The sequence below is a fragment of the Pseudodesulfovibrio sp. genome (assembly GCF_028692895.1).
Taxonomy (GTDB): Bacteria; Desulfobacterota; Desulfovibrionia; order Desulfovibrionales; family Desulfovibrionaceae; genus Pseudodesulfovibrio.
This window is the reverse complement of record NZ_JAQUWN010000086.1, coordinates 1-11,880: the sequence shown is the minus strand read 5'-3', so window position 1 is coordinate 11,880 and position 11,880 is coordinate 1. Positions and strand designations below refer to the sequence as shown.

Below are 11,880 nucleotides of genomic sequence, written 5' to 3'. Positions count from 1 at the left end.
TCAGGCCGTTGCCGGAGGCAAGCTGAGCTTCCACAGCAAAGCGGCCAGCTTTCGAGCCAGCGCGGTGATCGCCTTTTGCGGCACGCCGTGTCGGCTCAAAATCCGATTGTAGAACTCCCGCGCCCATTCATCCCGTTGCTTCCAGCCCCAGGCCGCCTCCACGAGCAGGCTTCGCAAGCGGCGTTGTCCGACCGGACGGATAAACGACTTTCCCTTCCCCCCGCCGCTTTGCCGGACTACCGGAGCCAGGCCGAGATAGGCCGTCACCTCCTCGCTGCGGCTAAAGCGCTCGGGCCGGTAGATCTCGGCCGCAAAGGCCGTCGCCACCACCTCGCCGACGCCGGGAACGGACCTCATGGCGGCGATGCGTCGCGCCTCGTCTTGTTCCCTGGCGTGCAGGCGCAGCAACGCGTCCACTTCTTGCGGAGCTGATTTAAGGTAATGCAACTCCCGGATAAGACTCGCCTTGGTCTCGTTGGCGCAATGAGGAAGTTCAATTCTTGCGATTTCGGCAACTGCGGCTTTGCCCCACTTGTCGATACCGGGCGGCTCCTGGATGTTGAAACTCAAGAACAACGCGCGAATTCGCTGTTTCACCTTGCGAAGTGAATCCGTGAGCTGATGCCGTCTGCGTTGAAGGGATCGAAAAGCCTCTTCGGCCTCGGTAGGAATCGAAATCGGACGAATAAGACCCGATGAAACCAGTTCAGCCAGTTTGCGGCAGTCGAGGCTATCCGTCTTGTTGGTTGCCGCAACCGGGCGGGGGATACGGCTCGGGGCTGCGACGACGACCGGGATTCCGGCCTGCTCAAGTGCTCGCGCCAAGCCGAATCCCGTGGGTCCGGCTTCGTAGCAAACTGCACCAATCCGCACGGGCAGGGACAGAATCGTCCTGACCAGGGCCTGATTGTCTGCTGGACAGGTCCAATCCTTCACCATGCCGTCGGGCCTGAGAAGCCCTACGCTGTAGCTGCGTTTGTGGACGTCAACGCCGATCCAAATCTCTTCGCCACGAAAAGCTTCTACAAACCGATGGACTGATGATACCTTGAGCTTCGCCATGTCGGCCTCCCGTTTGTTTTGGTTCTACTGGTGTCGTTACCAGCAAAACTCAGGAGTGCCGACATGGTATTTTTACTTTCCCCCATTCGGAGCACGCAATGCCTCCGGCGGCCAAAGAACCTCTTGAAAGAGGTTCTCTGGACTCTCCAGAACTTTTTGGCTGCGCTATCGCGTGTTGACCAAAGGGTGGTGTTCGCTGTTTGGAGGCACGGGGAGGAGGGTAATTCTCAATCAATGGGGGAGTTCATTTCCTAGTGATCCCCCCCCCCGCGAAGCGGAACCAGAAAGTTTGGGAGATTCTCAAGAACCTTTTACAAAAGGTTCTTGAGCCCCCGGAGGGAGATGGATCGTCCTGTCCCGAGGAAGTCGGCTTCCGCTACTCTTCCCCGTGTCCGCCGCCGCCTGGCGTTTCCATGCGGATGCGGTCGCCTTTTCCGGCCGTGAGGTGGAACTTGCCGGGCAGGTCGCGCGGCGTTTCGTCGCGGACAAGGACGTTGCGGCCCGTCGCGCCGTCTTGGCCGCCGGACAGGCCGTAGGGGGCGCGGACGCGGCGTTCGGAGAGCACGGTGACCTCGGCGTCGGCCAGGAGCTCGATCTCGCGGACCAGGCCGTCCCCGCCCCGGCGCGCGCCGTCGCCGCCCGTGCCGCGCCGGACGGCGTACTGCCGGACCCGGAAGGGATAGGCGTATTCCAGGGCCTCCACCGGCGTGTTCAGGGTGTTGGTCATGTGGGAGTGGACCGCCGACTCGCCGTTGGCGCGCGGGGACGCGCCCATGCCGCCCGCCAGGGTCTCGTAGTAGGCGAAGGGGCGGCCGTCGCGCCCGTGCGCGCCGCCGATGGTGATGTTGTTCATGGTCCCTTGGCTGGCCGCAGGGATGCGGCCCGGCAGGGCCTGGGCCAGCGCGCCCAGGATGACGTCCACGATGCGCTGGGAGGTCTCCACGTTGCCGCCCGCCACGGCCGCCGGGAATCGGGCGTCCACCACGGAGCCGGGCCGGGTCAGGATCTCGACCGGGCGCAGGCAGCCCGCGTTGGCCGGGATGTCGGCCTTTGTCAGGGCGCGCAGCACGTAGAGCACGGCGGACAGGGTGATGGCCCGGACCGCGTTGACGCTCCCGGCCGCCTGGTCGCCGCACTCGCGGAAGTCCAGGCTCGCGGCGTCGCCCTTCACGGTCAGGGCGAGGCGGATGGGGATGGCCGTGGTCCCCAGGCCGTCGTCGTCCAGGAAATCCTCGAAATGGTACGTCCCGTCCGGGATGGCCCCAATGGTCCTTCGGGTGATGCGCTCGGCATAGTCCATGAGCGCGGCCGCGTAGGCGGCGCATGTGTCCCGGCCATACTTGGCGAGGCATTCGCCCAGGCGGCGCACGCCGGTCCGGTTGGCGTTGAACTGGGCCGCGAAGTCGCCCTCGCGCTCGGCCGGGGTGCGGACGTTGGCCAGGACCAGGCGGAGCAGCCCCCGGTCGATCTCGCCTTGGCGGATGATGCGAACGGGCGGGATGATAAGTCCCTCCTGAAACAGGGAGGTGGACAGGGGCATGGACCCGGCGGCCATGCCGCCCACATCCGCGTGGTGGGCGCGGTTGGCCACGTAGAAGGCGGGCTCGGCCCCTTCTTCCGCAAAGACGGGGGCCACGATGGTGATGTCCGGCAGGTGGGTGCCGCCCCGGAAGGGATCGTTGAGCATGACCATGTCGCCCTCGGCGAACCCGCCGTCCGCACGCGCGGCCTCCATGGCCGAGCGGACCGAAAGGGGCATGGACCCGAGGTGCACCGGGATGTGTGCGGCCTGGGCGATCATGTCGCCCGCCGCGTCGAACACGGCGCAGGAGAGGTCGCGCCGCTCCTTGATGTTGGGCGAGAAGGCGGTCTGGGTCAGGGTGACGCCCATCTCCTCGGCGATAGAAGCAAAACGGTTCTTGAAGACTTCGAGGAGGATCGGGCTGATGGCCATGGCTCAGCTCCGCTGGAGTTCGTCGAGCCGCCGCACGGCCTCGTCGGGATCGAGCCCTCGCTGGCGGGCGATGTTGGGCAGGTTTTCCTCGGCGTCCGAGGGGCGGACGTAGACCGGCTCGACGGAGTCCGCGCCGAACTCGGCCCGGCAGGCCGCGTCCAGGAGCAATTGGGGCGAGGGCGCGTCGAAGCGCGGAGGGAGCAGGGCGCAGCCGGGCCGTCCGGCGGCCAGATCGGCGAAGAATTCGGCGTTCTTGCGCAGGCCGGAGCCCAGGAGCAGGGCGTTTTCGCCCGCCGCGTCCAGGTGGCCGGGCACGTCTTCGAGACGCAGGGCCAGGACCGGCCCGAGGGGCGCGCGGTCGCTGGCGGCAAAGGACTGGAGGTAGACCAGCCCGCGCCGGGCGTAGGTGACGACGTGCAGCGGGCGGTCCGCCGGGGCCGGGCCCTCGGCCAGCAGGGGCAGGTAGTCCAGGCCCGCCAGGGGCAGCCCGCGCCCGGCGGCCAGCCCTTCGGCCGCGGCCAGGACCAGCCTCAGGCCGGTGAAGCTGCCGGGCCCGCGTACGCAGGCGATGCGGGCCACGGCCTCCATGCCCACGCCAAAGGCGCGGAGCGTCTCGTCGAGGCCGGGGAGCAGGAAGCGCACCGACTGGCCGGGCACGGTCCATTCACGGGAGGCGAGCAGAAGCGCGCGGTCCGGTCCGGGGTCGCCCAGGGCCAGTTGGAGGCGGTCCTCGCACCCGGCCAGGGCCAGGGTGAGGCCGCTCGGCTTATGAGAGCAATCGCGAGAAGTCATTGAAGATCGCCAGGGCCATGAGCGAGAGCAGGAAGAGCAGGCCGATGCGCATGGCCATGGCCTTCCACTTGTCGTTGAGGGGCCGCCGGAAGATGATTTCCAGCGCGTTGAACAGGATGTGTCCGCCGTCCAGCACCGGGATGGGCAACAGGTTCAGGATCGCCAGGTTGATGGAGATGACGGCGGCCAGGGCCAGGACTGCGTAGACGCCGGACTGGGCCCCCTGGTGGATGAGCTGGGCGATCATGATCGGCCCGCCGATGGATTTGGCCGGGATGAGCCGTTCGATGATGGCGACGAATCCCTTGAGCACGGCCCGGCACTGGAACCATGTGGTCTCCATGGCCAGGACGAAGGTGGAGCCCTCCACGGGGCGGTAGGCCACCACGTTGCCCTGGAGCACGCCCACCACCGGGACGGTCTCTTCCTCGCCGTACAGATTCTTGAAGGTCTTGACGTGCGGGGTGACGCGCAGGGTCAGGGTTTCGCCCTGGCGGTCCACCCGCATGGCCAGCTCCCTGCCGCCAGCGCCCCGGATGGTCATGACCATGTCGGTCCAGGATTCGATGGGCTGGCCGTCGATGGACAGGACGCGGTCGCCGGTCTTGAAGCCTGCGGCCGCCGCCGGGCTGTCGGGCATGACGCCGCCCGCCACCGGGAGGAGGATGCCCTCGCCCTGGGCCAGAGCCAGGAACCAGTAGATGAGGAAGGCGAGCAGGAAGTTGAAGATCGGCCCTGCGGCCACCACGCACATGCGCTGCCAGGCCGGGCGCATGGAAAAGAGCTGGTTGTCGGGGAAGCCCTCGTCCTCCTCGCCCGCCTCGCCGGCCAGTGAGACGTAGCCGCCCAGCGGGATGGCCGAGAGCTTGTACTCGGTCCGGCCCGAGACGAAGCCGAAGAGCTTGGGGCCGAAGCCAAGGGAGAAGGTCTTGACGCCCATTCCGAAGACGCGGGCCACGGAGAAGTGCCCCAGCTCATGAAAGAAAATCAGCCCGCCCAGGACCAGGACGATGGCGATGGTGCTTGTCAGCATATGTTCCTCTCCGGGCCGCGCGACCCGTGGGCGGCGCGGCGGGGATGCTAGAGTGCCGCCAGGACCTCGGCGCGGACGGCGCGGTCGAGCTCCAGGATGGCCTCCGGGGTGGATACGTCCACAGGGACGTGTCGGTCAAGGGCCGCCTCGATGGCGGCCGGAATGTCCAGGTAGCCGATCCGCTCTTCCAGGAAGGCGGCCACGGCCACCTCGTTGGCCGCGTTGAGCGCGATGGCGTGGCTCGGCCCAGCGTCGAAGGCCTCGCGCGCCAGGCGCAGGCAGGGGAAGGCGACCGGGTCCGGCGGCTCGAAGGTCAGGGCGCCCACGGCGGCCAGGTTCAGGGGCTTCACGTCCACGGTGACCCGGCGGGGAAAGCACAGGCAGTGGGCGATGGGCACCTGCATGTCCGGGGTGCCCAGGTGGGCCAGTTGCGAGCCGTCCACGAACTCCACCAGGGAGTGGACGATGGACTGGGGATGGACCACGGCGTCCACCCGGCTCACGGGCAGGCCGTAGAGGTGGCAGGCCTCGATGATCTCCAGCCCCTTGTTCATCAGCGTGGCCGAGTCCACGGAAATCTTGGCGCCCATGCTCCAGTTGGGATGGGCCAGGGCCTGGGCTCTGGTGACGGTGGAGAGAAAGGCGTGGTCCCTGCCCCGGAAGGGTCCGCCCGAGGCCGTCAGGATGAGCCGGGAAATCTCCTCGTCCGCTTCGCCGTGGCCGCACAGCCCCTGGAAGAGGGCGTTGTGCTCCGAGTCCACGGGCAGGATCACCGCCCCGGACTCGCGGCAGGCGGCCCGGATGACGTGGCCGCCCAGGACCAGGGATTCCTTGTTGGCCAGGCCGATCATCTTGCCCGCCCGCGCGGCCGCTAGGGTGGGGGCGAAGCCCGCCGCGCCCACAATGGCCGAGAGGATCAGCTCCGCCTCGGGCAGGGCCGCCAGGGCGGCGTAGCCCTCGGGCCCGGTCAGGACCTCGGGGCGGTAGCCGTCGGGCAGCAGGGCCAGGAATTCGGCCCGGACCGCGTCGTCGAGCACGGCGGCGTAGGGAGGTCGGAAGCGGGCGCACTGCTCGGCCAGCCGGGCGGCGTTGCGCCCTCCGGCCAGGGCCGTGACCGTGAACAGTTCCGGGTGCTTGGCCACCACCTTCAGCGCCGAGACGCCGATGGAGCCGGTGGAGCCGAGGATGACCAGGGAGCGTGGAAAGTCCGGGAGCTGGGCGGATTTGGGCCAGGCGGAAATGTAGCTTTTCACGGCGCGCCTGCGGTTATTCGAAGAACGGATGGGCCAGCCGGACCAGGCCGTACACCGGGATGACCAGGAGAAGGGAGTCCACCCGGTCGAGCAGGCCGCCGTGGCCGGGCAGGATGTTCCCCGAGTCCTTGACGTCCATGGACCGCTTGAGGGCGGACTCGAAGAAGTCGCCCAACTGGGCAGCCACGTTCAGGGCCGCTCCCAGGAGCAGCCACTGCCAGATGGCCGCGCCGTTGCCCAGGGCGAGGCCGAAGGCCATGGTGGCGGCCATGCAGGCGGCCAGGCCGCCCAGGCTGCCCGCCCAGGATTTCTTGGGGCTGATCTGGGGCCAGATCTTGCTCTTGCCCCACAGGCTGCCCGCGTAGAAGGCCGCCGTGTCCGAAACCGCGGCCGCGCCGATTACCAGGACGCACTCGGGTCGATTGAAATCGAGCAAAAAATGGAAGTTGAGCGGGATGTAGACCAGTCCGGCCAGGAAGATCATGGTCTGGCGGAAGGTGGCGTTGACGTCCTTGCCGTAGCGGAAGAGGAAGGTCAGGGCGCTGGTCCAGAATCCGATGAGGAAGATCAGGGCCGGATAGTCCATCCGTTCCGTGGTGTACGCCCCGAGCAGCAGGAAGGTGAAGGCCGCCCCCAGGCTCTTGAGGGTCTTCATGCCTTTCTGCGAGCGGAAAAGGTCGTAGAATTCCCAAAGTGTGAAGACGCTGAACAGGGCCAGGGCCGTGAACAGGACCCATCCCTGGAAGAGCAGCGCCAGGACGGGGATGAGCGCAAGCGCGGCGCTGGTGGCGATTCGTTTTTTGTGTAGGGCGATATCCATAAGTGCTTTCGGCATCGGGCGCTCACCGCCCGCATTCACACATGACTGACACTCGGTTACGCTATTTGGGATGCGGGAGCAACCGGATTAGTTGCAAAAATGTCGGTTAGGCCAGTTGCTCGCCCGTCTTGCCGAAGCGGCGCTCCCTTGCATTCAGGTCACGGATGGCCGCCTCCAGCTCCTCGGAGGAGAAGTCGGGCCAGTAGGTCTCGGTGAAGTAGAATTCCGAGTAGGCGCACTGGAAAAGCAGGTAGTTGGAGAGTCTGAGCTCGCCGCTGGTGCGGATGATCAGGTCCGGGTCGGGCTGTCCCGCCGTCCAGAGCTCGGCGGCGAAGGCCTCCTCGGTGATCTCGTCTCCTTTCATTCCCTTGTCGGCCAGGGCACGCGCCGCGCGCAGGATCTCCTCGCGCCCGGAGTAGTTCAGGGCGAGGTTCAGGGTCATCTCCGCGCAACCGGCGGTCTGGCGCATGACGTGCTTCAGGACCTGGCGGACGGCGAGCGGCATGCCCTCGATTTCGCCCAGGACCCGGAGGCGGATTCCCTGCTCCTTGAGGCTCTTTTCCTCCCGGCTCAGGAAGGTGGTCAGCAGTCCGAAGAGGGTTTTTACCTCGTCCTTGGGGCGCGACCAGTTCTCCTTGGAGAAGGTGTAGAGGGTCAGGTGGCGGACGCCGAGCTCCCGGCAGCGGGTGACGACGGCGCGGGCCGTCTCGGTCCCGGCCTTGTGGCCTTCGGTCCGGGGCAGCCCGCGCTGTTTCGCCCATCGTCCGTTGCCATCCATGATGATGGCGATATGGGCGGGAATGTGCATGTCTTCCAAAAGGGATATCCTTAGATCTCGAGGATTTCTTTTTCCTTGGCGGCCATGGTGTCGTCGCTCAGCTTGACGTGGTCGTCGGTGATCTTCTGCACATCGGCCTCGCCCTTCTTGCGCTCGTCCTCGCTGATTTCCTTGTCCTTCTCCAGCTTCTTGAGGGAGTCGTTCATGTCGCGGCGGATGTTGCGTACGGCGATCTTGCAGTCCTCGGTGTATTTCTTGGCCACCTTGACCAGCTCCTTGCGGCGCTCCTCGGTCAGGGGCGGGATGGCGATGCGGATGATCTTGCCGTCGTTGACCGGGTTGAGGCCCAGGTCAGAGGCCATGATGGCCTTTTCCACGGAGCCGAAGGCGCCCTTGTCCCAGGGCTGGATGGTGATCGTCCGGGAGTCGGGAACGGAAACCGAGGCGAGCTGGCTGATGGGGGTGGGCGTACCGTAGTAGTCCACCACGATGTCGTCGACCAGGGCGGTGGTGGCCCGGCCGGTGCGCAGCTTGGCGAAGTCCTTCTTCAGGGCGGCGATGGCGCCCGCCATGCGTTTCTTTCCGTCATCGAGCAGGGCTTGCATGCTAGTTTCCTCCTTGCACTATCGTTCCGATGTTTTCGCCGTTGGCGGCTCTGCGGATGTTGCCTTCGCGGTACAGGTTGAAGACGATGATCGGCAGGTCGTGGTCGCGGGCCATGGAGATGGCCGTGGAGTCCATGACGCCGAGGCGCTTTTCCAGGGTTTCCATGTAGGTGACGGTCTCGTATTTGACCGCGTCAGCAAACTTGGCCGGGTCCTTGTCGTAGACGCCGTCCACCTTGGTGGCCTTGAAGATGGCGTCGCACTGGAGTTCGAGGGCGCGCAGGGCGGCCGCGGAATCGGTGGTGAAGTAAGGGTTGCCGGTGCCGGCGGCGCAGATGACCACGCGGCCCTTGTCCATGTGCCGCAACGCCCGGCGGCGAATGTAGGGCTCGGCCACCTCGGCCATGGAGATGGCGGTCATGACGCGGGTGTCGCAACCGTTTTTCTCCAGGGCGTCCTGGACGGCCAGGGCGTTCATCACCGTGGCGAGCATACCCATGTAGTCGCCCTGGGCGCGGTCCATGCCCTTGGCGCTGGCGGCCATGCCGCGAAAGATGTTGCCCCCGCCGATGACCAGGGCGAGTTGCAGCCCGGAGGCCGCCACTTCGGCGATCTCCTTGGCGAACTGGCCGATGGCCGACGGCTCGATGCCGAACTGCTGATCTCCGGCGAGCGCCTCGCCGCTGAGCTTGAGCAACACCCGATTATAGCGCGCTTTTCCCATGTTCTCCTCGTCGTTCCACTTGTGTTCCCGACTCGCCCACAGGCGATACCATGTTTTTTGGACAAAAAAAACGGGCCGTGAGGCCCGTTTTCTTTTTTTCTAGCCTTCGGCTTCCGCGTCCGTCTCCTGGCTTCCGCCCTCGCCCAGTGCGAGTCGGTGGAAGGAGGCGACCTTCGCCTTGCCGACGATATCCTTGATGGATTTCTTGTCTTCCTTGATGAAGGCTTGCTCCAGCAGGCAGACTTCCTTGTAGAACTTGCTCAGCCGGCCCATGACGATCTTCTCGGCGATGGCTTCGGGCTTGCCCTCGTCCATGGCCTGGCGCTTGTAGAGCTCCTTCTCCCGTTCCAGCACGTCCTGGGGCAGTTCGTCCGGGGAGATGCAGGTCGGGTTCATGGCGGCCACATGCATGGCGACGTCCTTGGCCATGTCGGCGTCGTCGGAGCCGGTCAGCTCGACGATGACGCCGAGCTTGTTGTTGGAATGGATGTAGACGCCGAGCACGCCGTCGGTGACGACCTTGGCGAAGCGGCCCACGCCCATGTTCTCGCCCAGCTTGGCGATGAGGTCGGTGACGTCGGCCACGTCGGCGGGCAGGTCCTCGGCGGCGCCGCTGGTCACGTCCAGGCCGGCGATCTTCTCGGCCAGGGCCTTGGCGAAGCCCTGGAAGTCGTCACCCTTGGCGACGAAGTCGGTCTCGCAGAGCAGCTCGGAGATGACGGCGGTCTTGCCGTCGGCGGAGATGAACGGGGTGATCAGACCTTCGCTGGTGGCGCGGCCGGCCTTCTTGGCGGCCTTGGCCAGCCCCTTCTCGCGAAGGTACAGGATGGCCTTTTCCTCGTCGCCGCCGGATTCCACCAGGGCCTTCTTGCAATCCATCATGCCCGCGCCGGTCTTTTCGCGCAGGTCCTTAACCTGAGATGCGGTGATAGCCATTATTCCTTCTCCTCGGCGGGGGCTTCGGCCTCCACGTTTTTGGCGGCCTTGGGGGCCTCGGAAGCTTCTTCCTTGGCCTTGGCGGCGTAGTCCTTCTGCATGGCGGCGCCTTCGAGGCAGGCGTCGGCCATGTGGGTGGCGAACAGCTTGATGGCGCGGATGGCGTCATCGTTGCCGGGGATGATGTAGTCAACCAGGTCGGGGTCGCAGTTGGAGTCGACCACGGCGACGACCGGGATGCCGAGCTTGCGGCATTCCAGGACGGCGATGTGCTCGCGCTTGGGATCGATGATGAAGGCGGCTCTGGGCGGCTCGACCATGTCCTTGATGCCGCCGAGCGCCAGGTTCAGCTTCTTGACCTCGCGGTTCATGCCCACGGCTTCCTTCTTGGTGTAGCGGGAGATGGAGCCGTCCTCGAACATCTGCTCAAGGGACTTGAGGCGGTCGATGGACTTCTTGATGGTCTGGAAGTTGGTCAGGGTGCCGCCCATCCAGCGGTGGGTGACGTAGAACATGCCGGCGCGCTCGGCTTCCTGGGTCACGGCTTCCTGCGCCTGGCGCTTGGTGCCGATGAACAGGATCTTGCCGCCGCGGGCGACGGTGTCCACCATAAAGTCATGGGCCGTGGCGAACATCTTCACGGTTTGCTGCAGGTCCATGATGTGAATGCCGTTGCGGGCGCCGAAGATGAACGGGCGCATTTTGGGGTTCCAACGGCGGGTCTGGTGGCCGAAGTGGACGCCGGTCTCCAGCATCTCCTTCATAGTAACGTAAGCCATGGTGATCTCCTGGGTTTTTCGTCCATCCCGCGTTCCAGAAAGGAGCCCGCGACAACCGCGGGCCACCCGGAGTTATGGGCGGGATGTGTGGTTTGAAGTCGGGGGTACTTATCCCATTCTTATTTGAATGGCAAGGGGCAGGGGGCGATCTTTTCCCGGTCGTCAGGCTTCGGCCTCGGCCAGCATGGCGCGTAGCCCGTCCAGCCGCTCCGAGAAGCGGTAGAAGAATTTCACGTCGTTGCCCAGGACCTGGCCGAGCTGGGCCGGGGTCATGCGCCGCTTGAACCCGCCGCCGGTGTTCTGGTGGTGGATGCAGCGGACCAGGCCGCAGTAGCGCACCTCGCCGCCCGCGAGCCGGAGCTCCAGGTCGTGGGCGATGTCGTCCACCTGGGACGGGGAGTAGCGCAGGTCGAAGCGCGGGCCGTCCGGCAGGTGGGCCATGCGCAGCAGGTGGCAGCAGCCCATGACGTGGTCCGTGGTCCGGATGAAGTCGTACTGGCCGCAGTCCATCTGGGCGATCTGGCAGGCGTCGGTCAGCTTGATGATCTCCGGCCGGGCCAGGGCCAGGGCGCGGTAGAGGTACTGGATCATGCGCGGCTCGGAGCCGAAGACCACCTTGCCGCCCACGGCCGAGGTCTTCGGGAACCGCTCCATGACCGTCAGGTAATGGGCCAGCCAGTCGGCGGGCAGCTCCACATCGTCGTCCACGTAGGCCACGAACTCGCTCTGCCGGACCTCGGGAAGGGAGCCGAGCCAGTTGCGTGCGGCGGGCGCGCCCACGTTGACCGGCAGGGCCACCACCGCGAAATCGTTGTCCGGGAACAGGGCGCGGACCGCCTCGGCCACCGCCGGGCTGCGGTCCGTGCAGCCGTTGAGCAGGATGCGGACTTTCGCCCGGCCGATGTCCGTTTTCGCCAGCCCGGCCAGGGTCCGCTCCAGGTCGTCCGCCTTGTTCCAGGAATAGAGGCAGATGCAGACGTCCTTTTGCCCCGGCAGGGAGGTGTCGGGCCGGGAGGGGTTCTCCATCTCGGCCAGGCGCAGGGCCACGGGCGTCTGGTCCGGGTCCAGCGCGAGGGAGCGGCGGTAGAGGTCCAGGGCGGCCCCGGTTTCGCCCAGCAGGGCGGGCTGGGCGGCGGCCAGGTTG

12 protein-coding genes are annotated in these 11,880 nt (G+C 66.2%); all 12 read right to left on the bottom strand.

Features of this window, described 5'->3' with window-relative positions:
• The gene (locus tag PHP91_RS15490; RefSeq protein WP_300142733.1) at window positions 1–1,062 is read right to left on the bottom strand and encodes an IS110 family transposase; all 1,062 of its coding nucleotides are present in this window, start codon (window positions 1,060–1,062) and stop codon (window positions 1–3) included.
• Window positions 1,063–1,438: 376 nt separating this feature from the next.
• Complete coding sequence (locus PHP91_RS15485; RefSeq protein WP_300142729.1) at window positions 1,439–3,016, bottom strand: hydantoinase B/oxoprolinase family protein; 1,578 nt, start codon at window positions 3,014–3,016, stop codon at window positions 1,439–1,441.
• Between the two features lie 3 nt (window positions 3,017–3,019).
• On the bottom strand, window positions 3,020–3,808 hold the full coding sequence (gene tsaB, locus PHP91_RS15480; protein ID WP_300142726.1) for a tRNA (adenosine(37)-N6)-threonylcarbamoyltransferase complex dimerization subunit type 1 TsaB: 789 nt from the start codon (window positions 3,806–3,808) through the stop codon (window positions 3,020–3,022).
• Complete coding sequence (rseP, locus tag PHP91_RS15475; protein ID WP_300142723.1) at window positions 3,783–4,841, bottom strand: RIP metalloprotease RseP; 1,059 nt, start codon at window positions 4,839–4,841, stop codon at window positions 3,783–3,785. Before rseP ends, tsaB begins: the two co-directional genes overlap by 26 nt.
• 47 nt (window positions 4,842–4,888) lie before the next feature.
• Complete coding sequence (dxr, locus tag PHP91_RS15470; RefSeq protein ID WP_300142720.1) at window positions 4,889–6,094, bottom strand: 1-deoxy-D-xylulose-5-phosphate reductoisomerase; 1,206 nt, start codon at window positions 6,092–6,094, stop codon at window positions 4,889–4,891.
• A 13-nt stretch (window positions 6,095–6,107) separates the two neighbouring features.
• Window positions 6,108–6,929 carry a phosphatidate cytidylyltransferase gene (locus tag PHP91_RS15465; protein ID WP_300142717.1) on the bottom strand — a complete coding sequence of 274 codons (822 nt, stop codon included), beginning with the start codon at window positions 6,927–6,929 and terminating at the stop codon, window positions 6,108–6,110.
• Window positions 6,930–7,020: 91 nt separating this feature from the next.
• Window positions 7,021–7,722: a polyprenyl diphosphate synthase gene (gene uppS, locus PHP91_RS15460; protein ID WP_300142714.1), complete on the bottom strand. Its 702-nt coding sequence runs from the start codon at window positions 7,720–7,722 to the stop codon at window positions 7,021–7,023.
• A gap of 20 nt (window positions 7,723–7,742) precedes the next feature.
• Entirely contained in the window at window positions 7,743–8,297 is a 555-nt protein-coding gene (frr, locus tag PHP91_RS15455; RefSeq protein ID WP_300142711.1) for a ribosome recycling factor, read from the bottom strand.
• 1 nt (window position 8,298) lies between these two features.
• Window positions 8,299–9,021 (bottom strand): UMP kinase, encoded by a 723-nt coding sequence (gene pyrH / locus PHP91_RS15450; RefSeq protein ID WP_300142708.1) that lies wholly within the window; start codon window positions 9,019–9,021, stop codon window positions 8,299–8,301.
• Window positions 9,022–9,120: 99 nt separating this feature from the next.
• The gene (gene tsf, locus PHP91_RS15445) at window positions 9,121–9,957 is read right to left on the bottom strand and encodes a translation elongation factor Ts (protein ID WP_300142705.1); all 837 of its coding nucleotides are present in this window, start codon (window positions 9,955–9,957) and stop codon (window positions 9,121–9,123) included.
• Window positions 9,957–10,736, bottom strand: coding sequence for a 30S ribosomal protein S2 (gene rpsB, locus PHP91_RS15440; protein ID WP_300142702.1), 780 nt, complete (start codon window positions 10,734–10,736; stop codon window positions 9,957–9,959). The genes tsf and rpsB overlap by 1 nt, the downstream gene beginning before the upstream one ends.
• A 162-nt stretch (window positions 10,737–10,898) precedes the next feature.
• Window positions 10,899–11,880 (bottom strand): glycosyltransferase (locus tag PHP91_RS15435; RefSeq protein WP_300142699.1); only part of this gene is annotated, 982 nt, incomplete at its 5' end.

What these genes read in the sequence shown, in the direction of transcription:
- PHP91_RS15490 (WP_300142733.1), bottom strand. Translation starts at nt 1,062, where the DNA reads ATGGCGAAGCTCAAGGTATCATCAGTCCATCGGTTTGTAGAAGCTTTT.
- PHP91_RS15485 (WP_300142729.1), bottom strand. Translation starts at nt 3,016, where the DNA reads ATGGCCATCAGCCCGATCCTCCTCGAAGTCTTCAAGAACCGTTTTGCT.
- tsaB (WP_300142726.1), bottom strand. Translation starts at nt 3,808, where the DNA reads ATGACTTCTCGCGATTGCTCTCATAAGCCGAGCGGCCTCACCCTGGCC.
- rseP (WP_300142723.1), bottom strand. Translation starts at nt 4,841, where the DNA reads ATGCTGACAAGCACCATCGCCATCGTCCTGGTCCTGGGCGGGCTGATT.
- PHP91_RS15465 (WP_300142717.1), bottom strand. Translation starts at nt 6,929, where the DNA reads ATGCCGAAAGCACTTATGGATATCGCCCTACACAAAAAACGAATCGCC.
- uppS (WP_300142714.1), bottom strand. Translation starts at nt 7,722, where the DNA reads ATGCACATTCCCGCCCATATCGCCATCATCATGGATGGCAACGGACGA.
- frr (WP_300142711.1), bottom strand. Translation starts at nt 8,297, where the DNA reads ATGCAAGCCCTGCTCGATGACGGAAAGAAACGCATGGCGGGCGCCATC.
- pyrH (WP_300142708.1), bottom strand. Translation starts at nt 9,021, where the DNA reads ATGGGAAAAGCGCGCTATAATCGGGTGTTGCTCAAGCTCAGCGGCGAG.
- tsf (WP_300142705.1), bottom strand. Translation starts at nt 9,957, where the DNA reads ATGGCTATCACCGCATCTCAGGTTAAGGACCTGCGCGAAAAGACCGGC.
- rpsB (WP_300142702.1), bottom strand. Translation starts at nt 10,736, where the DNA reads ATGGCTTACGTTACTATGAAGGAGATGCTGGAGACCGGCGTCCACTTC.